Source organism: Scrofimicrobium canadense, from assembly GCF_009696615.1.
Classification (GTDB): domain Bacteria; phylum Actinomycetota; class Actinomycetes; order Actinomycetales; family Actinomycetaceae; genus Scrofimicrobium; species Scrofimicrobium canadense.
The window spans coordinates 58,828-84,641 of the sequence record NZ_VULO01000007.1; the positions used below are offsets into that span (position 1 = coordinate 58,828).

At 53.4% G+C, this 25,814-nt stretch carries 26 protein-coding genes and 1 riboswitch; of the genes, 10 read left to right on the forward strand and 16 right to left on the reverse strand.

What is annotated here, in order from left to right; all coding sequences use genetic code 11:
• Nucleotides 1-39: 39 nt before the first annotated feature.
• From FYJ24_RS06565 to FYJ24_RS06610, 10 genes are all read right to left on the reverse strand, one after another.
• Nucleotides 40-459, reverse strand: a complete 420-nt coding sequence (locus tag FYJ24_RS06565; protein WP_154544774.1) for an aspartate carbamoyltransferase regulatory subunit — start codon at nt 457-459, stop codon at nt 40-42.
• Nucleotides 456-1,391: an aspartate carbamoyltransferase gene (gene pyrB / locus FYJ24_RS06570; RefSeq protein ID WP_154544776.1), complete on the reverse strand. Its 936-nt coding sequence runs from the start codon at nt 1,389-1,391 to the stop codon at nt 456-458. The genes FYJ24_RS06565 and pyrB overlap by 4 nt, the downstream gene beginning before the upstream one ends.
• Nucleotides 1,388-2,008 (reverse strand): orotate phosphoribosyltransferase, encoded by a 621-nt coding sequence (pyrE, locus tag FYJ24_RS06575; RefSeq protein WP_154544778.1) that lies wholly within the window; start codon nt 2,006-2,008, stop codon nt 1,388-1,390. The genes pyrB and pyrE overlap by 4 nt, the downstream gene beginning before the upstream one ends.
• On the reverse strand, nt 2,009-2,710 hold the full coding sequence (pyrF, locus tag FYJ24_RS06580; RefSeq protein WP_154544780.1) for an orotidine-5'-phosphate decarboxylase: 702 nt from the start codon (nt 2,708-2,710) through the stop codon (nt 2,009-2,011).
• On the reverse strand, nt 2,700-3,617 hold the full coding sequence (locus tag FYJ24_RS06585; protein ID WP_154544782.1) for a dihydroorotate dehydrogenase: 918 nt from the start codon (nt 3,615-3,617) through the stop codon (nt 2,700-2,702). Before FYJ24_RS06585 ends, pyrF begins: the two co-directional genes overlap by 11 nt.
• Nucleotides 3,611-4,339, reverse strand: coding sequence for a dihydroorotate dehydrogenase electron transfer subunit (locus tag FYJ24_RS06590; protein ID WP_154544784.1), 729 nt, complete (start codon nt 4,337-4,339; stop codon nt 3,611-3,613). The genes FYJ24_RS06585 and FYJ24_RS06590 overlap by 7 nt, the downstream gene beginning before the upstream one ends.
• A gap of 167 nt (nt 4,340-4,506) precedes the next feature.
• Nucleotides 4,507-5,775, reverse strand: a complete 1,269-nt coding sequence (locus FYJ24_RS06595) for a dihydroorotase (RefSeq protein WP_154544786.1) — start codon at nt 5,773-5,775, stop codon at nt 4,507-4,509.
• Between the two features lie 162 nt (nt 5,776-5,937).
• Entirely contained in the window at nt 5,938-6,444 is a 507-nt protein-coding gene (locus FYJ24_RS06600; protein WP_318656572.1) for a SprT-like domain-containing protein, read from the reverse strand.
• Nucleotides 6,431-10,540 carry an ATP-dependent RNA helicase HrpA gene (gene hrpA, locus FYJ24_RS06605; RefSeq protein WP_154544790.1) on the reverse strand — a complete coding sequence of 1,370 codons (4,110 nt, stop codon included), beginning with the start codon at nt 10,538-10,540 and terminating at the stop codon, nt 6,431-6,433. The genes FYJ24_RS06600 and hrpA overlap by 14 nt, the downstream gene beginning before the upstream one ends.
• Entirely contained in the window at nt 10,540-11,307 is a 768-nt protein-coding gene (locus FYJ24_RS06610; RefSeq protein WP_318656573.1) for an alpha/beta hydrolase family protein, read from the reverse strand. Before FYJ24_RS06610 ends, hrpA begins: the two co-directional genes overlap by 1 nt.
• Nucleotides 11,308-11,349: 42 nt before the next feature.
• On the opposite strand from FYJ24_RS06610, the gene FYJ24_RS06615 reads away from it, so the two are divergent.
• From FYJ24_RS06615 to FYJ24_RS06645, 7 genes are all read left to right on the forward strand, one after another.
• A complete protein-coding gene (locus FYJ24_RS06615) occupies nt 11,350-11,781 on the forward strand; it encodes an ASCH domain-containing protein (protein ID WP_154544792.1) in 432 nt (143 codons plus the stop codon).
• A gap of 9 nt (nt 11,782-11,790) precedes the next feature.
• On the forward strand, nt 11,791-12,078 hold the full coding sequence (locus FYJ24_RS06620; protein WP_318656574.1) for a YtxH domain-containing protein: 288 nt from the start codon (nt 11,791-11,793) through the stop codon (nt 12,076-12,078).
• Nucleotides 12,075-13,169, forward strand: coding sequence for a VIT1/CCC1 transporter family protein (locus FYJ24_RS06625; RefSeq protein ID WP_154544794.1), 1,095 nt, complete (start codon nt 12,075-12,077; stop codon nt 13,167-13,169). The genes FYJ24_RS06620 and FYJ24_RS06625 overlap by 4 nt, the downstream gene beginning before the upstream one ends.
• A 9-nt stretch (nt 13,170-13,178) precedes the next feature.
• Nucleotides 13,179-13,928, forward strand: coding sequence for a trimeric intracellular cation channel family protein (locus FYJ24_RS06630; protein ID WP_154544796.1), 750 nt, complete (start codon nt 13,179-13,181; stop codon nt 13,926-13,928).
• A gap of 143 nt (nt 13,929-14,071) precedes the next feature.
• Nucleotides 14,072-14,800, forward strand: a complete 729-nt coding sequence (locus FYJ24_RS06635) for an HNH endonuclease family protein (RefSeq protein ID WP_154544798.1) — start codon at nt 14,072-14,074, stop codon at nt 14,798-14,800.
• 10 nt (nt 14,801-14,810) lie between these two features.
• Nucleotides 14,811-15,599 carry a sulfite exporter TauE/SafE family protein gene (locus FYJ24_RS06640; protein ID WP_154544800.1) on the forward strand — a complete coding sequence of 263 codons (789 nt, stop codon included), beginning with the start codon at nt 14,811-14,813 and terminating at the stop codon, nt 15,597-15,599.
• Between the two features lie 69 nt (nt 15,600-15,668).
• Nucleotides 15,669-16,556 (forward strand): hypothetical protein, encoded by an 888-nt coding sequence (locus FYJ24_RS06645; RefSeq protein WP_154544802.1) that lies wholly within the window; start codon nt 15,669-15,671, stop codon nt 16,554-16,556.
• Here FYJ24_RS06645 and FYJ24_RS06650 read toward each other — a convergent pair.
• From FYJ24_RS06650 to FYJ24_RS06665, 4 genes are read right to left on the reverse strand one after another with little or no spacing between them, the layout of a single operon-like run.
• On the reverse strand, nt 16,506-17,219 hold the full coding sequence (locus FYJ24_RS06650) for a CDP-alcohol phosphatidyltransferase family protein (protein ID WP_154544804.1): 714 nt from the start codon (nt 17,217-17,219) through the stop codon (nt 16,506-16,508). The two genes, FYJ24_RS06645 and FYJ24_RS06650, sit on opposite strands and share 51 nt — an antisense overlap.
• Before the next feature lie 7 nt (nt 17,220-17,226).
• Complete coding sequence (locus FYJ24_RS06655; RefSeq protein WP_154544806.1) at nt 17,227-17,691, reverse strand: AAA family ATPase; 465 nt, start codon at nt 17,689-17,691, stop codon at nt 17,227-17,229.
• Nucleotides 17,692-17,693: 2 nt separating this feature from the next.
• Entirely contained in the window at nt 17,694-19,862 is a 2,169-nt protein-coding gene (locus FYJ24_RS06660) for an ATP-binding cassette domain-containing protein (RefSeq protein WP_154544808.1), read from the reverse strand.
• Nucleotides 19,859-20,461 (reverse strand): ECF transporter S component, encoded by a 603-nt coding sequence (locus FYJ24_RS06665; protein ID WP_154544810.1) that lies wholly within the window; start codon nt 20,459-20,461, stop codon nt 19,859-19,861. The genes FYJ24_RS06660 and FYJ24_RS06665 overlap by 4 nt, the downstream gene beginning before the upstream one ends.
• A gap of 27 nt (nt 20,462-20,488) precedes the next feature.
• A riboswitch (TPP riboswitch) is annotated at nt 20,489-20,592 on the reverse strand.
• Between the two features lie 225 nt (nt 20,593-20,817).
• On the opposite strand from FYJ24_RS06665, the gene FYJ24_RS06670 reads away from it, so the two are divergent.
• Both FYJ24_RS06670 and pntB read left to right on the forward strand, forming a co-directional pair.
• On the forward strand, nt 20,818-22,338 hold the full coding sequence (locus FYJ24_RS06670) for a Re/Si-specific NAD(P)(+) transhydrogenase subunit alpha (protein WP_154544812.1): 1,521 nt from the start codon (nt 20,818-20,820) through the stop codon (nt 22,336-22,338).
• A 5-nt stretch (nt 22,339-22,343) separates the two neighbouring features.
• On the forward strand, nt 22,344-23,771 hold the full coding sequence (pntB, locus tag FYJ24_RS06675; protein WP_154545017.1) for a Re/Si-specific NAD(P)(+) transhydrogenase subunit beta: 1,428 nt from the start codon (nt 22,344-22,346) through the stop codon (nt 23,769-23,771).
• A gap of 330 nt (nt 23,772-24,101) precedes the next feature.
• On the opposite strand, the gene FYJ24_RS06680 is transcribed toward pntB, so the two are convergent.
• Together FYJ24_RS06680 and FYJ24_RS06685 are read right to left on the reverse strand one after the other, a co-directional pair.
• Complete coding sequence (locus tag FYJ24_RS06680; protein WP_154544814.1) at nt 24,102-24,524, reverse strand: RidA family protein; 423 nt, start codon at nt 24,522-24,524, stop codon at nt 24,102-24,104.
• Between the two features lie 115 nt (nt 24,525-24,639).
• Entirely contained in the window at nt 24,640-25,167 is a 528-nt protein-coding gene (locus FYJ24_RS06685; protein WP_154544816.1) for a YceI family protein, read from the reverse strand.
• 111 nt (nt 25,168-25,278) lie between these two features.
• Between FYJ24_RS06685 and FYJ24_RS06690 the strand changes: the two genes are divergently transcribed.
• Nucleotides 25,279-25,731: a MarR family winged helix-turn-helix transcriptional regulator gene (locus FYJ24_RS06690; RefSeq protein ID WP_154544818.1), complete on the forward strand. Its 453-nt coding sequence runs from the start codon at nt 25,279-25,281 to the stop codon at nt 25,729-25,731.
• Nucleotides 25,732-25,814: the final 83 nt, after the last annotated feature.

Sequence of the window (25,814 nt, forward strand, 5' to 3'; positions counted from 1 at the left end):
CTTTTATAACTCTGTAATGCGGCGGTGGGGTGGTGGGGGCTAAGACTCTGGGGCAGTCTCGCAGTACACGCACCTATAGAGCTGACGTTCAGGATCGGAGAGCCTGAAGACCTGGTCCACATCGTTCTCAGTGCTGGTAATGCACCTAGGATTCTTGCACACCACAATGTTCACTAGTTCCTGAGGCAAAGAGAGATGTTTCTTCTGAAAAAGCTTGCCATCGCGGACAAGATTCACGGTGATACGTGAATCGATGTACCCCAATGCATCGAGGTCTAGGTCAAGGGGTGCATCAATCTTGATGATGTCCTTACGTCCCATTTTTTGGGAGTACGCGTTCTTGATAATTGCGACCGAACAATCCAACTCATCCAGACCTAGCAGGTAGTACAGTTTCATGCAGTCCCCAGCACGAATATGGTCCAGCACTATCCCATTTTCAACGCCATCGATATTCATTGAGCATCCTCCAAGCTTCCTGCCTCACGCAATAGTTTCAGAATCAGAGCCATGCGCACCAGCATTCCGTTTTTTACTTGCTTCCAATATGCGGCGCGGGGGTCATCGTCAACCTTGATGTGAATCTCGTTGACTCGGGGCAATGGATGCATGATTGTGAGATCGTCGCGACCATAACGTAGCTTGTCCAGGTCCAAAATGAACCGATCCTTCAAACGGACGTAATCTGCCTCATTGAAGAATCGTTCCTTTTGTACTCGAGTCATGTAGAGAACATCCAAGCTGCCCAAGTGGCTCTCTAAGTTGTCGGTTTCTATGTACGGGACGCCACTTCGATCCAAAACATCTTCGCGAACATAGTCAGGAATGCGAAGTTCGTCTGGTGATATGAGCACAAAAGAAATACCAGGATATGGCACAAGAGCACTGATAAGCGAGTGGACTGTCCGCCCAAACTTGAGGTCTCCACATAGTCCAATCACCAGATTGTCGAGGCGTCCCTTTTCTCGATGAATTGTCAGTAAGTCGGTGAGTGTCTGGGTTGGATGTGCGTGGCCGCCATCGCCAGCATTGATGACGGGAACCTGCGAGCGGCGCGCAGCCAAAAGTGGTGCGCCTTCCTTTGGATGGCGCATGGCGATGATGTCCGTATAGCAGGAAACCGTGAGAACCGTATCAGTGACACTCTCCCCCTTGGTGGAAGAAGATGAATCGGCAGAAGAAAAGCCAATGACATTGCCACCTAGAGCCTGCATCGCTGCTTCGAAACTCAAACGTGTACGTGTGGAAGGTTCAAAAAAGAGAGTACCTAGACGTTTATGCGCTGCGGCATCTTGATATTTGACGGGATTGGCAGCAATGTCTTCAGCCACTTCCAGAAGTTCTGCGATTTCCTCTTGGGAAAGGTCGGTAATGTCGATCAGATGTTTCATTTGCTCCACCACTGGCTAGGATTGTCGCGGAAAGAAAGAATGGAATCTGCCTGCTCTTGGGTGACATAACCAGTCTGAGCTGCTTCTTGAACTAGCTCATCAAGATTCGACAGTGCCGAATAGCGAATGTTTGCTTCAGTCATTCTTTCAGCTGCTTTTGCCATGTTGTAGGTGAATAGTGCCGCGATGCCCAACACTTCGGCTCCCGCAACACGTAAAGCTGACACAGCCTCAAGAACAGATCCCCCGGTAGAGACGAGGTCTTCGACGACAACCACCTTGGTTCCTGGCTCTAGGCGTCCTTCGATTTGGTTGCCGCGACCATGAGACTTGTTTCCACCTCGTACATAGCCCATTGGCAGGTCGAGGCGTTCGGCAGCCAAGGCCGCGTGGGCAATACCGGCGGTTGCGGTGCCCATCAGAGACTCAACGCCAGGAAACTCAGTGGTGATCATCTGCGCTAAGGCATCCTCAACCCTTCTGCGCACGACGGGGGCGGAGAGAATCAGACGATTGTCACAGTAAATGGGACTCTTGATTCCAGAAGCCCAGGTGAAAGGGTCATCTGGGCGCAGGAAGACCGCCTCGATTTCTAGTAGGTCAGCGCTGATGGACATTTACTCTCCTAAAAATTCCGTGCGGGCACGAAGATACGCAGCTAGAGGGTCGGGCGAGGCAGTGATGGGACGGCCCACCACGATGAAATCGCTGCCTGAAGCGCGGGCGTTCTCTGGCGTGGCGATGCGCACCTGATCGTCAGCGGCCGAATCTGCGAAGCGAATGCCTGGGGTGACAGTGAGGAACTCTGGCCCACATGCCTCCTTGACAATCTCAACTTCGCGAGGCGAACACACCACCCCGTCGAGGCCCGCATGCTTCGAGAAACTTGCATAGTGTGCGACCACCTCGTCCACAGGTTGATTGATGAGAAGCTCATCTTCTAGCATCTGCTGACTGGTAGAGGTAAGTTGGGTGACAGCAATCAACAAAGGTCGGGTTCCATCGGGCCTGGTGAGGCCTTCAATCGCGTATTTCATCATGTCGGAACCGCCCGCCGCATGCAGGTTGACCATGTCGACCTGCAGGTCGGAAAGCACCGCCATTGCGCGGCCGACGGTATTGGGAATGTCATGTAGTTTCAGATCGAGAAAAACACTGTACCCCTCATCCTTGAGTTCGCGAACCAGACTGGGACCCGCGCCATAGAACAGTTCCATTCCAACTTTGAGGTAGGGACGTTGGCCCGGCAGCTTTTCTAAGAAATCACGCAAAGCATCCGCGTGGGGGAAATCGGCGGCAACGATCACATCATGAGGCAAGAGCTTCTCCAATCACATCAGCTATCTGGTCTATTTCAAGTTCGTCTAGAAGGGCTGGGAGTTCGTCGATGATGCGAGGAATCACCATGGGGTCTCGCAAAGACTCCGCTCCCACCTGTACTGCGGTTGCTCCGGCCATCATCATTTCCAGGGCGTCGCTCGCGCTTGCTACGCCTCCAGAACCCATGATGGGAACATCAATGGCACTTTTTACGGCATGAATCATACGTACGGCGATAGGGAAGATTGCTGGGCCCGAAAATCCTCCGGCTCCCGCAGCAATCACGGGGTGGCGGCGTTTGAGATCAATGCGCATTCCCAACAGCGTATTGATAAGGGTGAGACCGTCAGCGCCGGCATCAACAGCTCCGCGGGCCATTTCCACAATGTCGGTGACATTAGGGGAGAGCTTGATGAAGAGCTGTGACTGTGTCACAACTTCGCGCACAGCACGCACTACTTCTACCAAAAGCGGGCACGAAGAACCGAAGCTAATACCGCCGCCGTGCACGTTGGGGCACGACACATTGAGCTCGATGATCTCGGCTTTGCCGTCAGCCGCCGCGCAAGAGGCAACATAGTCATCAATAGAAAAGCCGGAGATATTGAGAATCACCGGCTGAGAATAGAACGTTGCCAAATGTGGCAACTTCTTAGATAAAACAACATCAATACCTGGGTTTTGTAGGCCAATCGAGTTGATCATTCCCGCGGGAGTCTCTGCTATACGAGGCGTGGCGTTGCCGTCACGGGCATCGCGGGTGGTGCCTTTGAGGGCCACAGCCCCAAGGATATTCGGGTCATAAAAGTCGAGGAATTCGTCTCCGAAACCGAAACATCCCGATGCGGGGATCAGTGGGTTCTGCAAGGTAGTGGTGCCCAACTGAACAGCCAAAGGGTTTACCATGCTAACTCCTCTCGGGAAAATACTGGTCCTTCTTTACAGACACGCTGATTTCCGTCCACAGTATTAGTCACGCAGCCCATACACGCACCAAAACCACATGCCATTCGTTCTTCTAAGGAGAACTGTCCGGGTTGTTCTGTGGCAGAAGCCAGGGCTTTTAGCATAGGTGTGGGCCCGCATGCATAAAAGTAGTCGAATCGTGATGGCAGGGCATCGGTGACAAAACCTGCAGTCCCTTCAGAGCCATCGACCGTTGCGATTGCGACAGAAGCACCAAGTTCGCGGATGCTCTCCGCGGAGAACACCTCATCAGCCGAATTGAAACCTAAAACAACCTGCGGCGACTGTCCCCTCGACAGCAATTCCCGCGCCAGGGCAAAAAGCGGAGCAACACCAACACCGCCTCCGACAATGAGCGGAGCTTCCGCTTCAGTAATCTCGAACCCATTGCCCAGCCCAGAGATGATACGCGTTTGATCACCCGGTGACATTCGAGTCATTGCGGCTGTTCCCTGTCCCAGGACTTTGTAGATTAATTGCAACTCTCCGGCAGACCAGTCGGCAACAGAAAGAGGACGCCGAAGGTAGAAACCAGGTACTTCCACATTGACAAATTGGCCCGGTGTTGTGAGATCCGAGGTGTCGCCGTTGAGAGTGAGCACATAGGTATCCCGAGCAATTGGGTCATTGTGGGCAACTTCAAAAATGCGATCAGCAGACATGGGGACCCATCCAATAGAAAAGCGAGGTGACCGGCAGGTAAAAATCCATAGCTCACGTCCCTCACGCTCGACGCCGCAGATTATTCTAGCTTAGTGTCGCCCTCCATTGGTCAAGAAAGTCCTTTGTGGACCACATGTTAGGTAACCAACAGCGTCACGGTGGAAATCTAGGCTAACCACGAATGCGGATCCCAGGCTGCATGCCCCTTGCACAAAGTCAGCGCTACTTGGCCATGAAGGTCTATCCCATCGAACGGCGTAGCTCGCCCCTTGGATTGGAACTTCGAGGTGTCGAGGGGCTCGTGGAAATTGGGGTCAAAGACGATGAGATCGGCTGGGGACCCCATAGTGATTCGTCCACCACCGGTCTTGAACCGTGTTCTTGGAGCCACGCACATGACCCGAACGAGGTCTTCCATGGTCATGCGGCCTGAGTGGACAAACTCGGTATAGATAACGCTAAGAGAGTTTTCCAGGCCGACGACTCCGTTGGCTGATTTTTCAAGTCCACCAGCTTTTTCCTCAGCTGAGTGAGGTGCGTGATCGGTGGCGATCATGTCGATAGTTCCATCCAGGAGCGCCTCGCACAGAGCCTCACGGTCTTCGCGGCTACGAATCGGAGGATTCATACGGAAGCGCCCATCCTCTTGTAACATATCGTCGGACAGTGCTAGGTAGTGAGGAGCCGTTTCTGCGGTGACTGGGAGGCCCTTAGCTTTGGCTTCTCGGATGAGTTCGACCGATCTGACTGTCGACACATGGCACCCGTGGTAGTTGCATCCGGTTTCTTCAACCAGATGTAAGTCCCTTTCCAGCTGACGCCATTCTGACTCCGCTGACTTGCCCTTGTGTCCGTGTGTCGCAGCGTATTCACCATCATTGATGTAGCCGTCACCAGCGAGCTCAAGGTCCTCAATATGTTGGGCCACAATACTGCCAGCGTCGGCAACACCCCGCATCACCTGGCGCATTGTCTCTTCACTTTGAACTCCGAACCCATCGTCTGAAAATCCGATGACGTGGGGTGCTAATGATGGGTAGTCCACGGGAGCGCCACGGCCATTGCCGCCGGTGGTGAGGCACGAATAGGGAAGGACCTCTACCACGGCGTCGCGTCTATAGGCTTCTATCTGTTTTTCAAGTTCGGCGAGGTTATCTGGGGGAGGCGCAACGTTGGGCATTGCTCCAACTGTCGTGAATCCACCGCGAGCGGCCGCTCTGGTACCGGTGGCGATAGTTTCCTTATATGAGAATCCGGGTTCACGCAGATGCACATGGATGTCAGCTAGGCCGGGAAGAACATAGTGCCCGCGTATGTCGATATCGCGAGATGCATCTGCGTCATCGCGAACTACGCCCTGGTCATCAATCACGATATCAACGTTGCGAAAAATCCCATCCAAGAATACTCTTCCGCCGCGTAGTCGAATGCTCATGATTTCCTCTCTAAGGCACCAGATTTGCTCTACCAGCCTACATCGTGAAGTATCTCAAATATTCCGAGTACTGTGGGGCCTTGGCTGCGGATGCCGGTGACTAAAATAGTGTCCCGGCGACAAATATCTAGCTGCCATGGGATTTATGACACCGTGATGTGCCTAAGGGAGGCGGCTTAGCTCGCGGGCGTACGGACCTTTGGGTGTAGTGGGGGTGCCGTGGAATGTCCACTGCAAGATGAGTTCGGGGCGAAAAGAACGTGAGCAAGTTCCACAGGCGGTTACGCGTCGGGGTTGGCGAAAGAGACGACGCTGTGTGCCGCATCGCGGGCATGTACCAACCCAAGGCGCCTCAGGCGTGGGTAGCGCCGAGTCCAACCGTGCCTTGGGGGGAGTGCCCAGGCGGCGTGCCATTGCTTTCCATGTGGCATCGTGCCCGTGGCCGGGACCGACTAGTGCATGGGCAATTTCGTGCAATATTACGTGGTCAACACCGGTTGCTGGATATTGCGAGAGGAGAACCTTCGACAAAGAGATAGTGCGCTCGTGGCTGCTACACCTGCCAGCTCTGCGGCGAGCATGATCTAACTGGACGGTCCAATCGTCTAGGCCGTGCTTGTCCAGCAGTTCTCTGGCGCGAGAAAGCAACTCGGCGTCAGTCCAGGTCACGAAACACTCCATCAATGTAGCGCAAAAGACGTTCTCTCGACACTTTCTCAGATGTCCCCAGATGTTCCGCAAAGAGGGAGACGCGCAGTTCTTCGATGAGCCATTGGAGACGTTGGAGTCGGTCAGCTACCTTGAGAGAATAGGGACGCCCCTCAGCAGTGCGCCGGACATGTTCCAGTGAGTCTTCGACTTCTTGGACAATCGCCACACGCTTGGGGTCGTTAGCACGAGGACTTTCAGCGGCTTTTAAGTAGCGCGGTACGTGTGGCAACCACATAGCGGGAGTGCGAGAAAGAAAACCTGGGTAGAGCAGCCGCGGTACCGACACGCCAGCTTCTAATGCGCGTATGCAATGGCGCAAGTTCTGATATACCTGTTCTTCAAAGTTGTCGCGGGCCTCGGCGACGAGGTTGTCAAAGTCCTGTGCGGTCCGTACTGGGCGTGCAAGAGCTAGCGCGGCTGCCCATTGAGCGTCTTCAACCAGGTCTTCTGTTGTGGGATAGGGGGAAGCCGCCAGCATGAGAGCTTCTTTGCCAGTCCAACGCGTGGTAATACGGGCCGGTGAGAGCCGTAAGCGACGCAGCAACAGCCGAGCTACCCCACGAAGATGATCGGCCTGTGCCTGATCGGCATTACTTTTGAGAAGGAGGTCAACTTGATCCCCCTGATCAACCAAGGCCGGATAGGCGCGCACGCTCATGCCAGTATTCGTGGCCGATTCCACCGACTGGGGTATTTGTGGAGGAAAGTCAGTAATATTCTTCTTTTCCCACTGCTGGGAAGTCTCTTGTGCAACGGCAGTTTTTACCGCGTGTTTCACAGCACTAGAAACTGCCGAATCCGTCTGCTTAGAAAGCTGCCGCTGCAAAAGACTCAGAGATGGCCCTTGGCCAACGACTTTTCCTGAGGGATCAACTACCTGAAATCTGATGCGCAGGTTTTCAGGAATGGGGGCCTGTTCAACGTGCTGCGCAGATACTTCCACGCCTCGTAGCTGTGTAACGGCTGCAGCGAACGCCTCTGCGAAGCTACGTTCTTTCTTCTCGGGCACAAGTGCGGGTTTTTTGCGACTTCTTTCCTTAGAATCCCGCAAATTTCCAGCACTTGACGAGGTAGGGGGTGTGGAACTACCAGATACACGCCCAGTCTTTTGTCCCCACTGGGCGAGACGCTCCAAAGAAGCAGCCAGCGATGTGGGGGCGTCCTCTTCCGGCTCTTCTTCGGGCACCCAGGAAGAATCGGAACTGCGCAGATAATCGGCGATCTGGGAACCAACCTCTGGGGCAGGAGCCAACTGGCGACGAATTGGCTTGGGAAGTGCGCGGATAGTGGCAGTGCACAATTCGTTGAGTAGTCCGGGGACCTGCCAGTCAAAGCCGTAATCTCTTATTTGCGGCAATAGAGACAGAGGAACTCTCACGGTCACCGGTTCACCAGCAGGGTAGCTCACCTTGAGTGACAGATTTCCTTGCTCCCATGTGGTGGGGAAGTCCGCCTCGTCCATATCAGGATTTTCATGGAATACGTCGGTCCATGAGTATTCGAGAATTTTCTTGTCGGGCTGTTTCTTCCACCAGGCCTCAAAGGATTTGGCCGAGGTGATGAATGGGGGGATCCGGGACCGGAAGAATTCTTCACGCTCCTCTTGAGATGCTGCCAAAGAGGGATCCCGCAGGCGCGCCGCCATTTCCTCGGCCCGTTTGACCAGGGAACGATTGTGCCGAACAAAAGGAAGATAGTCTGCGCGCCATTTTCCTTCCACCAACGCGTGGCGGATGAACATTTCCCATGCCAACTCACGTGCGGTGAGTAAAGACTCGTCCTCAGACAGCAGCTGGGATGCCCACCTACCACCAGACCCTTCAGCAAGGAGCCCTTGCGCTATTGCCGCAATCGTGCCAGGTGCGGCGACACTGGTGCGGCGGGTCCCCTGATTTCCAAGTCGCATGTCTCCCAGCTGGCCGAGAAGAATAGACCGATCTGCGGCCAGAGTCATACCGTAGAGCAATACGCGCTCTTTTATCATGGCAGCACCCTTACCACGACTCCAGTAGGGTTCTGCGTATGAGCGGTTGACGAGGTGTCCACCGGCTGACTCAATCCACTCCACCTTGATGCGGGCAACAGTGCGGGCAAAAAGCCGTGACGTCTCCACAAGCTCAGCAGCCATCACCCAGTCAGATTTACGTCCTGAAAGTCCAGACCCTGGCCAGATGGTAAATCGGGCTCCACGCGCTCCCTGGTAGTTGCTGCGAAGCTCATCCCAATTCCCAATGTTCGAGAGCAAACCAACCAAGAGGGAACGGTGTACTTGGTCGAAGTCGACTGAGCGAACCCCAGTACCAAAGTCCACGATTGCAGAGGCCGTATCCGGATACGCTCGAATGTCGTGACAGTCAGGAATACCCACTGGTTGGACAGAAATACCGATTTGCTTACACATCTGTCGCAGCTGGGTGACAACATCACGCCACTCGCGAAAACGCAGATAGTGCAAAAATTCTGACCTGCACAGGCGTCGAAACGCTGAATGAGACATGTCGCGTGACTGTACGGTCAAATACCGCCACAAATTCAGATAGGTGAGGAAATCAGAGTCTGGATTGTTGAAGCGCGCATGGGCAGTGTCAGCAGCTGCTTGGTTATCCAAGGGGCGTTCGCGTACGTCTTGGATCGATAGTGCAGCCACGATAACAAGCACTTCCGAGGCGCACCCTTCTTTCTCGGCTGCAAGGAGCATCCTGCCCAGACGGGGATCAATGGGAAGGCGTGAGAGCTTTCGACCAATCCCTGTCAGATCGCCTTCATCGGTGAGTGCCCCAAGCTCAACCAGTAACTGCACGCCGTCACGAATAGCCTGTCGTGAAGGAGCATCAATGAAGGGAAACTCTGCAACCTCCCCCAAAGTGAGAGCCTTCATTTGCAGAATGACTGAAGCCAAGGACGTGCGAAGAATCTCCGGTTCTGTGTATTCGGCGCGGCCAAGAAAGTCCTCTTCGGAGTAGAGGCGGATCGCGATGCCCGGGGCAACACGTCCGGCTCGGCCAGACCGCTGATTGGCGCTGGCTTGGGATACACGTTCGATGGGAAGCCGCTGCACCTTCGTTTTGTTTGAAAAACGGCTGATGCGCGCAAGGCCTGGGTCAATGACATAGCGGATACCCGGCACGGTCAACGACGTTTCGGCGATGTTAGTGGCAAGAATAATGCGGCGTGTTGGACCGGGGTGGAAAATGCGCTGTTGTTCTGCTGCGGAGAGCCTGGCGAAGAGAGGAACAATATCGATTCGGCGATTGCCCATATGCTCAGACAAGGTCTGTTGAGCCTCACGAATATCGCGTTCTCCAGGGAGGAAAACCAGAATATCCCCGTCGGGTTCGCGCAGCAGTTCATCGACTGCGTCCGTGAGCAGAACGTCAAGGTCTTCATCGCCGGCATCGTCGCGATAGCGGATTTCCACCGGATATGTGCGGCCACTCACCTCAATGACTGGGACATCGGAGCCGGTGGCAGCAGAAAAATGGTCCGCAAAACGCTGTGAATCTATGGTGGCAGAGGTGATGATGAGCTTCAGGTCTGGGCGCCGGGGCAGCAGCCGGGCAAGATAGCCCAAGATGAAGTCAATGTTGAGGGACCGCTCGTGAGCCTCATCGACAATGATGGTGTCATACCTTGTCAGATCAGGGTCGACCTGAATTTCGTTGAGGAGAATCCCGTCAGTCATTAGTTTGACCAGAGTGGTTGGTCCAACTTCGTCAGTAAAACGCACCTGATAGCCAATAACTTGACCTGGTTCGCGCCCAATAGTCTGCCCGACTTCAAAAGCTATTCTTTCGGCAACAGAGCGAGCGGCAATACGTCGCGGTTGGGTATGTCCAATCATGCCCGCAATCCCGCGTCCTAGTTGCAGACAAATCTTTGGTATTTGCGTGGTTTTACCGGATCCGGTTTCACCTGCGACGACGGTAACTTGATGATGTTGGATCGCCTCGGCGATTTCGTCCCGATGCGCAGATACAGGAAGATCCGGGTAGGTGATGACCGGCAATGCTGCTGCTCGGGCGGCCAGCTGCGCCGGAGAATAACGCGACTCCATCAGCGCACCGGAAGGTGGGACTCCGCCCAGGAGGAAGCGAGATCAGACAGAATGTCGAGTCGTTGCCCTTGCCCAAAACTGGCGTCCGAGACTGTCTCAATTCGTGAGCCTTCAGGAAGAAGAGGCAGCGCTTCCTTGGTGAGGTCTAAAAACCCACGTTGGATATCGTCCGAGTCGTGAATAAGGAGAATCGGTACTTCAAGGTTCCTGAAGAGATCTTCAGGGTTGTTAAGGGACAGTTCTTTGAGAGAATCCCTACCGATCAAAAACTCTTCGCGCGGACTATCGGAGTCGTCATGGATGGTTGTGTAGCCCACCTGTTCAAGCTCATCCAACTGTGCTGAGGAAAAAACATCTTCCCAGTCATAGTCCAAAGGCCCTGTGATCGCGGCAGAAAGAACCATTGTCTCAACGTGCTTTGGGGCAGCCTGGAGCGCGGGTAGCGTTCCAAATGAATGTGCGTGCACCAGCTGTCGGGTGAAGCCTTGGTCGGCAAGCCAGCCTGATGCAGCTCTGAGATCTTCGACCTGGTGGGTCACAGAAATCATGTCGTTTCCTGATGCGCCGTGTCCCGAATAATCGAATTTTAACGTGGCGTATCCCATGGACCGATAGATGGCGGCCAAGCGTGGAAAATGTAGCCCTGACATTCGGTCATCAAGCACTGAATGGGAAAAAAGGACCGCTGCATCGGTGGAATCAACCGGGTCAACGAAGGTTCCAGACAGCATCGTGCCACGCGGGGTGCCAATCCAAACCTCACTCACCCCTCCACGCTACCGCAGCTGTCCCGATTCGTGGAGGTAGTAATGATCACTGTTGCATTTTCGCACACCTGGCATGATGGGAATATGGAGAATACCGGTTTGAGTGAACCTGTTGAAGAAGCAGTCATGGCATTTTGGGCTATTTCACGCGAAAGCGTGGGGATGACCCGCATAGAAAATCTGGTAGGGCCGCAGCAACGCGCTGCCCTGCGACCCCCCGCGGTGCATCTATCGGAAGACCCCGCAGAGGCCACTGACTTGGCCGTTAAAATCGCTGAGGGTGAACTGACCGAGTTGGTCAGCGAGGAAGAACATTTTGATGAACTGCCCCGTGTGGGCGATCTTATGATCGTCTGTGATGGTGAGGGTATTCCTCGCTCACTTGTGCAGACGACGGAAGTATCCACTCGCGATAAACTCGTCACGGAAAGACTTGTATCGCTCTACCCCAAGCAACTGAGCAAGAAAAAGTGAGGCAGGCCCGTGGGAACTAAAACTACTCTGTTGGTTGGCTTGGCTGTTGGCTACGTTTTAGGTACTCGCGCAGGCCGTGAACGCTACGAACAGATAAAAGAGTGGGGGCGCAAACTTCGAGATACACCAATCGTGGCGCGTCCTCTTGATGCGGCAGGTGAAAAGACTGCCAATGCCATTCGCAATAAGGGCAATCAGATTTCTGATGCAGTTGCTGACAGCGTTAAAGAAAAAATGTTTGGCGTGAAGTCAGCTGAAATCGTTGTGGTGGAACGTCCTGATTCGCTTGAGCGATGACCCCCACGAAAGCACAAATTCGCAAGTGGAGGCGCTATTTAGCGGACGAACGTGTCGAGGCGCAGACCTACCGCAACCTAGCTGAACGACGTAGTGGTCCTACCCGAGAAATTATGTTGGAGTTGGCGGCTGCGGAAAGTCGCCACGAAAAGCATTGGTTGGATCTTCTTGGCGATAAGGCATACCCACCTCCTAAGCCGCGCCTTTTTTCCCGCATGCTTCCGGCTTTGGCCACAGTATTCGGATCGGTCTTTGTCTTGGCTTTGGCACAACGCTCGGAACAACGAACCGCCTATGACGCGGATACAGATGCTTCACGGCAGATGGCGGCTGACGAACATATACATGGTGAGGTGATCCGGTCGCTTGCGGCTGAGTCGCGAGCGCAAATGGCGGGTTCTTTCCGGGCAGCTGTCTTTGGTGCCAACGATGGATTGATCTCTAACCTTGCGCTTATTCTTGGCGTAGCTGCAGCCGGAATGGACAGTGCACTGGTGTTAACCACGGGATTTGCGGGACTTCTCGCAGGTGCATTATCTATGGCGGCCGGTGAGTGGATCAGTGTCACATCCCAACGAGAGCTCCTTGACGCTTCCACTCCAGACCCAGAAGCTCACCGATCGGTTCCTGCCCTTGATGTTGATGCTAACGAGTTGGCGCTTCTCTTTAGGGCTCGGGGTGAATCACCAGAACGTGCCTCGGAACATGCTCGCGAGGTATTCAATACGTTGGGGCAACCGACCATCACCTCATCGGGGTCTATTCCCTTGCGCAGTTCTATAGCTGAGGGGGCGACTGGGGCGTCTGAAGAAGTCGGTAAACCGTGGCAAGCAGGTTTATCTTCTTTCGTCTTCTTTGCTGTAGGCGCCTTTATTCCTCTGGTCCCCCACCTTTTGGGCATGCAAGGACTATTGGCGATTGTCACCTCGGCAGCAATTGTCGGAATAGTTTTACTCTTCACGGGAGGCTTGGTTGGTATTCTGTCGGGTCGAGCAGCTTGGAGAGGAGCGCTGCGCCAGCTAGCGATTGGTTATGCGGCTGCTGCTGTCACCTATTCTTTAGGGCTGCTATTTGGCGTGGCTACGGCATAAGGTTTCACCATGGACGGTGCGTCTCTTGAGATAGTATTTCGAGTTATCGACCTTACAGGCGTTGGCCTCAATGGGGTCCTTGGCGGGAAACTTGCGCGCGAAAAACGGTTCGATGCCGTGGGCTTTGTCGTCTTAGCAATCATGTCTGCAATGGGCGGCGGCATCATTCGCGATGTGATGTTGCAGGCAGGTCCCCCGGTTGCACTCACAGACCCCCTCTACATTGGTACGGCTCTTGTCGGTGCGTCAGTTGCGTTCTTGTGGCGACTTAACAACCGGTTTTGGCGGGTTGCGTTAGTCATCATGGACGGGACAGTGTTGGGCTGTTGGGCGGCAACGGGAGCCATGAAGACTCTGTCGTTGGGTTTCGGAGTCATGCCTGCTTTGCTTCTGGGCATCACAACGGCAGTTGGTGGCGGAATGATTAGGGACGTTTCAGCGGGAAATGTCCCTACGGTATTTGGGGGTAATAACCTTTACGCTACGCCCGCATTTGTGTCTGCAGGGATAATGGTTGCTTTGTTCTATACAGGTCATCCAATGTGGGGGATGGTAGCTGCAACACTGGTGGGATCAGCTTTTACTGTGGTAGCGCATTGGCGTCGTTGGCAGTTGCCCGTTCATAACGATTGGAGTCTGTCGTTGACACCGGCCCAGTTGAAACGTCTTTTGTCAATGCGGACGGGGGCGGCGCGGGGTTCACATGCCGATCGCGATGAGGAACTGCGGAAGCTCCGGGAAGAACTGGACGACTGCTAATTCAATTTCAATCATTGCATCACAGTGTCCTAATTCCCGTGGCAGTTTGATATTTGTCGCCGGGACACTGTTTTATTCAACGGGATAGCCACAACTGAGGACAAGGAATTGGTTCAGCCGGCACCATAGGACACAATTGGTCCATGTCTGACGATCACAAGAATCCGGGGTTCTTGCAGCAACCCCGCAACCTCCTGCTGTTGGTGGCGGGTGCCTTCGGACTCTATATGTTGGTCAGTGGCATTATCGGCATGGTTACGGGCACCGATGATGCTGATTCTCTCTTGCAAGATGTGCCGCAATCAAAAGCTAAGACGGCTCTCCTTGCTTTGCCGCAGCCAGATGATGAAAAATATCCAGGCTACATACGTTCTGAATTCGGTGACGGGTGGGCTGATCTGGATGGGGATGGCTGCAATACACGTAACGAGATCCTTGCGCGTGACCTTGAGGAAGTTGAATATCGCAACGGTGATTGCGTTGTGGCCGCGGGCGTCTTAGAGGATCCGTATACCGGCAAGACTCTCGATTTTGTTCGAGGTGAAGGTACTTCCGAAGCCGTGCAAATCGATCACGTTGTTCCACTTGCGAATGCTTGGATTTCTGGTGCGTGGAAATGGGATCTCCTTACTCGCGAAGAATTTGCCAATGACCCGCTGAATCTTCTTGCGGTTGAGGGGCAGGCAAACCAAGATAAGGCCGCGATGACGGCTGATTTATGGCTGCCAGCTAATGAGCAATACCATTGTGACTACGTATTGCGCCAGATTGCAGTGAAGGATAAATGGAAGCTTTCTGTTACCGATACTGAGCGCGTTGCCCTGGCGAAAGTTCTACGGACATGCCCAGATACCAATCTTCCCACCAACTAGGCTTAGGACAATGACAGATCAAAAAATGCCGCAACTCAATGCACGCACAGTTGTCATTCTGATTATTGTCGGTCTTGCGGCGGGCTTCCTTTCAGGCATGTTCGGGGTAGGGGGCGGAATTATCATCATTCCCGCACTCATTACCTTTGCAGGATTCGAACCGCGCCTTGCCTCAGGAACTTCGCTCACCACCATTGTTCCGTTGGCTTTGGTGGGGGTGGTGTCCTATGCCATCGAGGGGCACGTGTCCTGGGTTGCCGCGGGCCTGCTGGCATTGGGGGCACTGGGCGGATCGCAAGTGGGTACGTGGCTCTTATCCAAAGTTCGACAAAAGTGGTTGCAGCTGGGGTTTGCCGGATTCATGCTGGTATCGGTAGTGATGCTTTTTGTTGTGATCCCCTCACGCGATTCTCACATTGAGATTACGTGGGGAACCGCTCTGGCACTGGTCGTTACGGGATTCCTCACCGGTGTGCTTTCAGGTCTCTTAGGTGTTGGAGGCGGCATTATCGTAGTCCCAGCATTGATGTTGGGCTTTGGCGCATCTGATTTGGTGGCAAAGGGGACGTCTCTCCTCATGATGATCCCCACCGCATTGTCAGGGACAATACCTAACCTGATGCGCAAGAACCTTCACGTTCCCACAGCAATTATCGTGGGACTTTCTGCTTGCTGTACCACATTTCTGGGATCCTTCGTTGCGCATAAAGTATCGCCGCTGGCTGCTAATGTCTGTTTTGCCGTCTTCTTAGTCGCGGTAGCAACGAATTTAATCATTCGTGCATTGCGCAGTAAGTGAAGCTGCTCCAGTGTGTGAATTAGGTAGGCTAAAGCATCGTATGCAAAAGATGGGACGGGAGAAGATTACGTGACGAGGTCTTGGATACGGGACTATTTTGAGTCGTTAGTTCCTCGACCTGGGAAATTTGCCGCCCAGGATGTCGTTGCGCGATCAACCCTAGACCCTCGTCGAGTTCGAGCTGTCGCCCATGTGCAGAAGCTGGCGGAATTGTCTGGACAAAACTCTCGAGTAGTCTCTTTCGATCAACTTGAAGACCTGCATTTGCTTCGGAAAGACTGCGAAAAAGGTGCGCGCCTGTGGATTGTAGAAGCAACATTTGACCAAGTTGAAGATGCTTATCCGGGCATTGCCAGAGACTTAGGTGGGGATGTGGTGGGGATACATCCTCCCAACCTATTGCGATGGATGGTGGCAAATCATTCCGAGGCGACCGAGGTACTTGATGGTATTGACACCGTACGCATTCCCCAAGACATTGTTGTTGCCCTGGAGGATAAAAAAGTCTATACGCGGCGAGCGTCCGCGCTATCTCGACTACTTAAAAATCCACAGACTTTGGTGTATTTGGTTGTTTTCGTGTATTCCTCACTGAGAGCACTGCCGGTGGTGTTCGTCAAAGAGTTCTACGGTTCGGTGATACTGCTGTGGTCAATTGATGTCACCACCGCGATTCCTTACACGTGGGGTGTCCTTGCGATGGTGTTAGCAGCGAAGCGATGGGTGCGCGTTGCGGGAGCTCTTACAACCGTCATCACTTTTATGGCCCCCTACATCTACTTTTGGATGCACGGAAGCTCATACCCTTGGTATGTCACGGTTATTGTCGCATTTCTAATCTCCACTGGGGTCGGTATCGAAATTGCGAAATACGTCCAAGAAAAAAGTCTTGAAAAGAAATACTCGTCAGCTATTGTCGGCTCGGCCCCGCAGAGTTCTCCAAAATCCCACGCCTAGGAACCACAAACCAGAAATCCACCACAATAACTCAACCCACCACAATCGCACGGGATGCATAGCTAGCAGAGTGGTGGTGGTGACTAGCCAGATGGTGGTCACTGCAATGGTGAGCGGCATCATTTTCCGAACCCTGAATGGGTGAACGAATTTCACGGGAAGCACTGTGAGAACAGCCAAAGTCACGATGATGAGGGCATTCCAGTAGACCGGGAGATCAAGTATCCACATATATGCGGCTACGATGTTCCACGCGGCTGGGAAGCCAACGAAGTAGTAGTCAGTCGATTTCATGCCGGTATTGGCGTAGCAGAACATGGAACTGACACAAATGATCGTGATCATGATTGCAGCTGACGGAGGAGGCCCCAGCAAACCTGCTTTCATGAGGAAGAAAGCAGGAATAAAGGTCCATGTCAGATAGTCGATGATGAGATCAAGTGCAGACCCATCAAAACGCGGAGTGTATTTCTTGACGTCTACCTTGCGCGCCAGGGTACCGTCGAATCCATCGACCAGCAGAGCGATACCAAGGTAGAGCCACATCATCTTTGGTTGGCCGATAAAAACCGAGTGCAACGCCAGCGTTGCCCAAATGATGCCGGTCATTGTGAAGGCATGCACAGCCCAGGCGGCAATTACGTGCTTCGTGTGTGTGGTCATTGCACTATTATGCTCCCACTGTGATGATCTGATGAGCTAATTGCCTAGGGTGATTGATTTCCCAGTGTATTTTCTCTTGCCGATGCCACCCCTCCCACCACGCCATGTGATCTTTTCCTTCGCGGGCTGCAGCGCGCTGCCACGCAAGCTCAGGGTCAGCATCTAGCCAGATAGCAAGGTTTGCGTGCCCGACAGACTCGGGCGTGATCGCACCACAGCCTTCAATAATCAGACCCTGCGACGAATCAATATGAACCTTTGGTCCCAGGTTATTTCGTGCCCAATCCCACTCTTCGTAATAGCTGCGTCTACCTGCTGCGATCTCCGCAGCAATCATTGAGCCCGCTGCAAGACCGTTCCACCCCGGATACCAGTTATCCATGTGAAGCACCGGTACTTGCAGCAGAGCGCCAAGCTGGTTCGCCAAGGTGGTCTTACCTGATCCGGAGATTCCGTCGATGACAATGAGCATTACTACACTCCAAACCAGCGAAAATGCCCGGAGGCTATTGAAGCGAGGAGAGCTGTTGTCACAAATGCAAGCGCGACAAGAACCATCACGGCATCGCTCCTTGTCACAGTCGATTCCCTTGCATAGCTGCGACGAATAGGCGCTCCGAATCCCCGAGCCTCCATGGTTGCTGACAATGTGCCCGCCCGGCGAAGGGCAAATGCAAAAAGTGAGAAGGCGCCTAGAAAGAAACCTCGAAGGCGACTCTTCTCCGTAACCCCTCGTGAGCGTCGGGCGCGTTTGAGAGCGTCCCAATCAGAAAGCATGAGGCTTACCAAACGAATCCCCGCCAAAGTTGCCAAAACAAGTGCAGCAGGCAGGTGTCCGATTTGCATAAGAGAATCCGCGGTTTCAGTGGCATCGAGATCGGAAAGAAGACACAGAGCAGGGATCCCCACAGCTAAGACGCGCAGCGCGATCGCTGTTGCCAACTCGATGGAGTTTTCGGAAACTACCATCGGTCCCCAACTCCATATGATTGCCCCTGAAGCCTTGGCATATAGCAGCATCGAAAATGCGGCTAAGGGCGCCGCCGTAAGAAGGGGCCAGACTCTACGGATGAGACGCGTTGGACCCCAACCAAGCAATGGCAAAATAAGAAGTTCCAATCCGAGAGCCACTGCTGCACTCACGATATCGATGGTGAAAAGCAGCGGAACAGTGAGGACGGCCAAGGCGACTATTTGGACCAGGGGATTGAAACCTCGTAAAGGACTGTAGTGCACCTTCCTTTCAGGGATAGTGTGCGCAGGACGTGGGCCCAGTTCGACGATGCTCTCTCCAATAGCAGCGATAAAGGATTCATCATGCGTTACGCAAATGACCGTTGTGCCTTCAGAGGCAATCGTGCGGATCAAAGCCACCAAAGCAATCCAGGTATTGCGGTCTTGGCCAAAAGTAGGTTCGTCCAAAATCACAATGCGAGGTGACCGAATGAGTGCGGTGGCAACTGATAGACGTCGCTTTTCACCTCCAGAAAGACTGAGAGGGTGAGCCTGCTGAAGATGAGAAAGTCGCAGCACTTCTAAGAAGTGATCCACGCGATCGGCCGCAGCGCCACCTAATTCGAGTTCGGCCCGTACGGTTTGAGTAAGAAACTGATACGACGGTTCTTGAAATACCATCCCAATGGTTCTTGCGAGACGAGGTGCGTCCCACGAAGCAGGGTCACTTCCATCGAGATCAATAGCCCCAGCTTTTGTTGGTAATAACCCAGCAAGAGTCAATGCAAGAGTGGTTTTTCCAGTTCCATTTGCTCCAGTAATGCAGGTGGAGACTCCTTCGGATAGATCCAGCGTTACATTACTTCGCACAACAGTGTCATAGCCGATACTCACCCCATGAGCCCTCAGGACTATTGGCCCAGAACGGGGTGAGCAGGTAGAAAAAGGTAAAGGAACTCCAGGTACCCATACTCCGGCTTCCGCCAATACCTCCCGACGTGCACTGAGCACCTGGTGCGTGGGTCCATCGGCGACAATTTTTCCCTCTTCCATCACGATCATGCGATCCATCAAATCCGACCAGGCTTCGACCCGATGCTCGACCATGATGACAGTGATACCTGTAGCAGCTATGCGGGAAATCGCTTCGCGAACCAAAAATACGCCGTCGGGATCGAGATTTGCAGTGGGTTCGTCGAGCAGTAGCACTTGCGGGTGCATGGCCAACGCTGCTGCCAAAGCAAGACGTTGTTTTTGTCCTCCTGAGAGCTTGTCAGTGGGGTGATCGAGGGGAAGAAGTAGACCGACTTGATTGAGCGCACTCTCAACGCGAGACCATATTTCCTCTGTTGGTACCCCAAGATTTTCACATCCAAAAGCAACTTCGTCTCCGATAGTTGCCATGACAATTTGGGAGTCGGGGTCCTGTTGTACCAGTCCAACCAGACCGCGTGGAGAACCCTGGTCTCCGACCTTGAGACTGCCCGCAGCCTCGCCCTCTTCTTCGCCCAATAGTCCCGCTAGTCCTGACAGGAGAGTTGACTTGCCAGACCCTGAAGGGCCCACTATAAGGATGCGTTCACCGGGAGCAACCTGGAAGTTGGCGTCACGGACCGCCCATGCGGTGCGTCCCGCATGACGCCAACCCCAGTCTTCAGCTACCACGGTTGTGGTTGCCGTTATCGTCATATTCGGGCGCGCAACTCTCGTCCAGAAGCGAATCTATCGAGGACCCCAGTTTTTGCAAGAGCCCGGGTGAGTGCCCACGATAGGAGTCCCGCCAAGACGATGCCTGAAATGATCGAGCAGCTCCAGTAAATACCGTTGAAAAGAAAACCTTTGGCCAGGTTTCCTGAAGTAAATAGCTCTAACACCATTGCTGCCAGTCCAGCTCCAGCTCCCGAAAGAGCTGCTGTGAGTACTCCGAAACTGCGATAGAGGAAGAGGGCAAAAATAAGCTCAGCTCCTAATCCTTGGATAAAACCAGAAAGTACAGTCTCTAATCCCCACTGAGAGCCAATCGCCATTGATACGATTGCGGCAACCGTTTCCACGAAGATCGCGGCCCCAGGTTTGCGAATAATGAGCATTCCTAGCGGTCCACCCATAAACCATATGCCGGATACTAGACCGCCTACTCCTGGTGTGAGCGCGTCAAGGGCAGAAAAAGCGGCGTATCCAATCTGATTCCAGATCACGAAAATTACGCCGCATGCTACGCCCAGGACCGCTGCAGTGACCATGTCTACGACACGCCACTTGAGTGTGAATTGTGTGGCTTTCGCCATGTTGATCTCCTCTGCGATACCTAGTGCGCACAGGAAAGTGGCCGTTCCTCCGCCGGTATTGACCGGATCAGGTTCTACGGTTGGGACGAATGTCCCCTCTCAGCCCCGTGCGGGGCCCCCGTGGCACATCGAGAGTCTACCAAATGTGCATCACAGAGTCATAAAACCAAACCAAGGATGATATTTCGTAAGGTCTTTATGACTATTTCCGGGGTTTTGCCAAGCAACATCCTTGCGGTCTTCTTTTGTTATCTCCGATCAATGCGCAGATAGGACCTCAGACCCGATGGACCGCGGCAAATTTGTTCTCAACAGTGCTCTAAGATAGTGGAGGCAGTCGCAACGAAGGAGTTTCTATGCGAATTGGTGTTCCCCTAGAACGCCCTAATCAGCCCTTGGTGGCGGCAACCCCTGACACTGTTCGAAAGCTCATAAAGCTTGGCTATGAAGTGTGTGTTGAGGTTGGCGCAGGGGCGAAGGCGTCTTTTCCTGACAGTCATTACGAAGATGCACAAGCACAGCTCGTTGACCATGAGCAAGTATGGAAAGCGGATGTAGTTCTTTCTTTAGACGCACCTTCAACTCGGGACTTGGACGTGATGCGTGAGGGGGCGACGCTGATTGCTCGTTTGGCGCCGGCTCGTCATCCAGAGCTTCTTGACGATCTGGCGCAGCGCAAGATTACTGCGCTGGCCATGGACACGGTTCCACGTATTTCTCGTGCGCAGGCGATGGATGTTCTCTCGTCTCAGGCAAATGTTGCGGGTAACCGCGCGATTATCGAGGCGGCCCACGATTTTGGCAGGTTGTTTACTGGTCAGGTAACCGCTGCGGGGAAGATGCCGCCAGCTAGGGTCTACGTGATCGGTGCGGGCGTTGCCGGCTTGGCGGCAATCGGTGCTGCCAGCGCAATGGGCGCAGAAGTGTATGCCTCGGATGTCCGCCCAGAAGTAGCTGAACAAGTGGAGTCGATGGGAGCACGTTTTGTTCCCCTTCCTGGGCGCACAGAGGTGTCAAAAGACGGATATGCACGCGCTCTGACAGCTGAGGAAGCTGCAGCCGCCAACGCGCTCTATGCCGAACAGGCCGCGCAAGCCGATATCGTTGTGACAACCGCCAACGTGCCGGGTAGAAAGTCTCCGATTCTTCTGGATGAGGCGGCTATTGCCGCGATGAAACCCGGGTCGGTCATTGTCGATATGGCTGCGGCCAATGGCGGAAACACGACGGAGACGAAGCCAGGGGAAAAATATGTGACCCCCAATGGAGTTCTTATCAACGGACCGTTGGACCTGGCGGGACAGCTTCCCGCGCAATCATCCCAACTTTATGCGCAAAATATTGTCAATCTTCTGAAATTGATGACCCCACAGAAGAATGGTGATCTGGTTCTTGATCTTGATGACGAGATCGTTCGGGGGATCACAGTGACAACGGATGGCGGAATCTTGTGGCCGCCTCCTCCAGTACAGGTTTCGGCCGCACCGGTACAAGCCCCCGCAGAAACTCAAGACGCCCCAGAAGAACAGAATACTGGCAGCAAGCGCCTGTGGTGGATGGGACTGGCGGCAGTTGTTCTAGGTGCGTTGGTGATGGTCACACCCACCCAGGCCATTTCTCACTACATGGTGTTGGCCTTAGCGATCATCGTCGGGTTCTATGTCATTACCAATGTGACACATTCATTGCACACCCCACTTATGTCGGTGACTAATGCGATCTCCGGCATTATCCTGGTCGGGGCAATCTTGCAGATAGGCTCAGATAATATCTGGGTGACAATACTGAGCTTTATCGCAATTGTTGTCGCATCCATCAATATCTTCGGCGGGTTTAGAGTCACTGCCCGCATGCTCAGTATGTTCCAGAAAGCGTGATCGATATGCAATGGATAGAACATGGTGTCTTGCTCGCCTACTTGGTGGCAGCTGTCCTTTTCGTACTAGCGCTTTCGGGTCTGTCTTCGCACACAACGGCGCGCCGCGGCAATCTCTTCGGAATCGTCGGTATGGGACTGGCGCTCGTCGCGACTTTAGTTCTCACATTGGTGGGAAGTCCTGACCGCGGAGCACTAGTGACCTTGCTACTCATAGCAGTGGCGATGCTTATTGGCGCCGCAATTGGACTGTGGCGGGCGGGCAAGGTTGAAATGACCGGAATGCCGCAGCTCATTGCGTTGTTACACAGTTTCGTTGGCTTGGCAGCGGTGCTGGTGGGATTCAACTCTTTTCTCGCTCCCGATGAGCAAGCACATCTCCTGGGTGGATTTCATTTGGGCGAGGTGTATCTAGGGATTTTCATTGGCGCAGTTACCTTCACCGGGTCAATTGTCGCCTACCTGAAACTATCAGCCAGGATCTCTGGGGCCCCCCTCACGCTTCCAGGAAGAAACTGGATTAATTTGGGCGCAATCCTTGTCTCACTTGCTTGTATGGTGTGGTTTATCCTTGCAGGTGAAAGCAGTAGCGCATGGATACCTTTGATTATCATGACTGTTGTCGCGCTGCTCCTTGGGTGGCATTTGGTGGCGGCAATTGGCGGTGGCGACATGCCTGTCGTCGTGTCTATGCTCAACAGCTACTCTGGCTGGGCAGCAGCCGCAGCCGGCTTCATGCTCAACAACGATCTACTCATCATCACTGGTGCTCTTGTGGGTTCCTCTGGCGCGTATCTGTCATACATTATGTGTAAGGCAATGAACCGCTCATTTATTTCAGTTATTTTGGGTGGGTTTGGTTCCGATTCTGCAGTAGTTGCTAGTGACGGTGAACAGGGAGAGCACCAAGAAATTGATGCCGCAGGAGTTGCTGACTTACTGGCCAATGCGCGCAAAGTGATGATTACTCCCGGATACGGTATGGCCGTCGCGCAGGCCCAATATCCGGTCGCTGAGCTGACTCAAGCATTGCGCGATCGTGGGGTAGATGTGGAATTTGGTATCCACCCAGTAGCTGGCCGTCTTCCAGGCCATATGAATGTTCTTCTGGCCGAGGCGAAGGTCCCTTATGACATCGTCAAGGAGATGGACGAGGTCAACGACGATATGGCTGACTACGATGCCGTACTGGTCATTGGGGCCAACGATACGGTGAATCCTGCAGCAGAAGAACCGGGATCGCCTATTGCAGGTATGCCGGTGCTGAAAGTGTGGGAAGCTGGCAGCGTTATTGTCTTCAAACGATCAATGGCGACCGGATATGCTGGAGTACAAAACCCCCTCTTTTTCAAAGAGAATACCAAGATGCTTTTTGGTGACGCTAAAGAATCTGTGAATAGTATTCTCAGCTCGTTGCCGACCCGGGTGGGATAACCCCCTATTCCCACGTACGGGGTCATAAAACTGTACACCGGGCCGCATACCGCACAGGCACTTACCACAACGCCCCGGCTGCTGCACTGATAAGGAGAATCCTCAACTGATGTTTCGTGTGATGCTCACGTAATCAACATTGGAAGAGTGATGGTTCCTTCGAGTGTCTGGTTTTTACCATTGTTCGCCTCGTAAACCGGTAAAAACCCGACACTCGCCCGTGCGAATGAGAGAGTAACTACAAGGAGATAGCCGTAGTCCTACAAAATCAGAAGAGGGGGAATTTCCACTCAGAGTTCGGACTAGCTCACGCCCAGGCAATGCCAGAATTCAGAGTGCGAACTCAACTTCGATTTCAACGCTGGCTTCCAGCGGCAATGCTGCAACGCCAACGGCGGAACGAATGTGTTTCCCACCGAAGACCTTTTCTAAGAATTCAGAAGCGCCGTTGATGACCGCGGGATGATCTGTGAAGTCCGGAGTGGAGGCGACAAATCCGGTGACCTTGATGACGCTCTTTAGGTTTTCGAGGCCGCCCGCCACTTCTGCGGCCGCGGCGACTGCGTTGAGTGCTGCTACTTGAGCTGCCTCTTTTCCCTGTTCAATGGATACTGTGTCTCCCAAGTGTCCCCGGGATACCAGTTCACCTTCGTGAAAAGGGAGTTGGCCGGAGGTGCGAACGGTGTTGCCGATCACGAGGGCTGGTGTATATGCCGCGACAGGCTTGGGTACGGGAGGTAAATGTAAATCCATACCTCATATCCTAAAACTCACCAAAGCCCCCTACTGGCAGGTGCGTGTTATGTGTCCGTTATCGGATACCAAAACAGACGAATAACACGCACCTGACGGGGGTGGATGAAAGAACTTAAGCTTGTTTGACGGCTTCGATCTCCAAAGTGATTGCCACTTTGTCGCCCACCAAAACGCCACCAGCTTCTAGGGCTGCGTTCCATGTGAGACCGTATGACTTGCGGCTAATGGTGGTGGTTGCTTCGAAAGCGATGCGTTCTGCACCGAAGGGGTCGGTTGCTTCTCCCTCGAAAGAAACATCCAGAGAAACAGGTTGGGTTACGCCATGAATCGTCAGATTTCCCTCTAGGGTGAACTGCTCGCGGCCACCCTTAACTGCGGTGCTCTCGAATGTCCACTCTGGGAACTGTTCGACATCGAAGAAATCAGCGCTTCGCAGGTGATTGTCGCGATCGACGTTCTTGGTGTCGACTGAGGTTGCATCGATGGTGCCTTTTGCGGATGCCCCTTCCCACGTGTCGGCTTGGGGAACATCGATGGTGCCTTCGAAGACATTGAAGTGTCCGCGAGTTTTGCCGATGCCTGCATGGCGAACGGTGAATCCTACGGTTGAATGCGATTGATCTACTACGTAAACTGCCATTATTACTCCAGTGATTGAAACCTAAACTAACTAATTGACGGTTCAACTATAAACATGGGACTATAGTCGTGCAAGTCGAAGTGAAGACTTGACATATGAGAGGGGACACAGATGCCAGAGACAACATGCGGGACACGTGACGCACAGCCAACATTGCGTTTGTGGTTTTATCTCCACACTCTTGACCTAGAAATACAGGCGGAACTAGGACCATCAATTACTGAAAGTACTGACCTTTCACTTCCAGAGTTTGAGATTCTTCTAAAGCTGTTTGACGCACCAGATAATCGCCTGAGAATGTCGGCATTAGCGCATAGTGCAGCCCTGTCTAGATCACGTTTGACACACATGGTAAACCGCCTGGAAGACAGAGGGTTTGTTACCCGTTTCACCTGCGATTCTGACCGTCGAGGTGTCCATTGCCGACTAACAGAAAATGGGGCACAAGTAGTTGAAGAGTTTGCCCCTCAACATCAAGAAGAAGTCCATCGGCAATTGCAAAAACCAGAAATACAGGAGCAATTGCGGCAGATGCAGAAATTGATTGGCGAGATTCTGAGCTAATATAGCCATGTAGTTTTCAGGTCAGTTGCCAACTCGGGTGGTTATCATTCGGGCGCAAGAGACAAGAATACTGCTCGGCATTG

Excerpts from the sequence above, each read along its gene's own strand:
- FYJ24_RS06565 (WP_154544774.1), bottom strand. The coding sequence starts at position 459 with ATGAATATCGATGGCGTTGAAAATGGGATAGTGCTGGACCATATTCGT.
- pyrB (WP_154544776.1), bottom strand. The coding sequence starts at position 1,391 with ATGAAACATCTGATCGACATTACCGACCTTTCCCAAGAGGAAATCGCA.
- pyrE (WP_154544778.1), bottom strand. The coding sequence starts at position 2,008 with ATGTCCATCAGCGCTGACCTACTAGAAATCGAGGCGGTCTTCCTGCGC.
- FYJ24_RS06585 (WP_154544782.1), bottom strand. The coding sequence starts at position 3,617 with ATGGTAAACCCTTTGGCTGTTCAGTTGGGCACCACTACCTTGCAGAAC.
- FYJ24_RS06590 (WP_154544784.1), bottom strand. The coding sequence starts at position 4,339 with ATGTCTGCTGATCGCATTTTTGAAGTTGCCCACAATGACCCAATTGCT.
- FYJ24_RS06595 (WP_154544786.1), bottom strand. The coding sequence starts at position 5,775 with ATGAGCATTCGACTACGCGGCGGAAGAGTATTCTTGGATGGGATTTTT.
- hrpA (WP_154544790.1), bottom strand. The coding sequence starts at position 10,540 with ATGGAGTCGCGTTATTCTCCGGCGCAGCTGGCCGCCCGAGCAGCAGCA.
- FYJ24_RS06615 (WP_154544792.1), top strand. The coding sequence starts at position 11,350 with ATGATCACTGTTGCATTTTCGCACACCTGGCATGATGGGAATATGGAG.
- FYJ24_RS06625 (WP_154544794.1), top strand. The coding sequence starts at position 12,075 with ATGACCCCCACGAAAGCACAAATTCGCAAGTGGAGGCGCTATTTAGCG.
- FYJ24_RS06630 (WP_154544796.1), top strand. The coding sequence starts at position 13,179 with ATGGACGGTGCGTCTCTTGAGATAGTATTTCGAGTTATCGACCTTACA.
- FYJ24_RS06635 (WP_154544798.1), top strand. The coding sequence starts at position 14,072 with ATGTCTGACGATCACAAGAATCCGGGGTTCTTGCAGCAACCCCGCAAC.
- FYJ24_RS06640 (WP_154544800.1), top strand. The coding sequence starts at position 14,811 with ATGACAGATCAAAAAATGCCGCAACTCAATGCACGCACAGTTGTCATT.
- FYJ24_RS06650 (WP_154544804.1), bottom strand. The coding sequence starts at position 17,219 with ATGACCACACACACGAAGCACGTAATTGCCGCCTGGGCTGTGCATGCC.
- FYJ24_RS06655 (WP_154544806.1), bottom strand. The coding sequence starts at position 17,691 with ATGCTCATTGTCATCGACGGAATCTCCGGATCAGGTAAGACCACCTTG.
- FYJ24_RS06660 (WP_154544808.1), bottom strand. The coding sequence starts at position 19,862 with ATGACGATAACGGCAACCACAACCGTGGTAGCTGAAGACTGGGGTTGG.
- FYJ24_RS06665 (WP_154544810.1), bottom strand. The coding sequence starts at position 20,461 with ATGGCGAAAGCCACACAATTCACACTCAAGTGGCGTGTCGTAGACATG.
- FYJ24_RS06670 (WP_154544812.1), top strand. The coding sequence starts at position 20,818 with ATGCGAATTGGTGTTCCCCTAGAACGCCCTAATCAGCCCTTGGTGGCG.
- pntB (WP_154545017.1), top strand. The coding sequence starts at position 22,344 with ATGCAATGGATAGAACATGGTGTCTTGCTCGCCTACTTGGTGGCAGCT.
- FYJ24_RS06680 (WP_154544814.1), bottom strand. The coding sequence starts at position 24,524 with ATGGATTTACATTTACCTCCCGTACCCAAGCCTGTCGCGGCATATACA.
- FYJ24_RS06685 (WP_154544816.1), bottom strand. The coding sequence starts at position 25,167 with ATGGCAGTTTACGTAGTAGATCAATCGCATTCAACCGTAGGATTCACC.
- FYJ24_RS06690 (WP_154544818.1), top strand. The coding sequence starts at position 25,279 with ATGCCAGAGACAACATGCGGGACACGTGACGCACAGCCAACATTGCGT.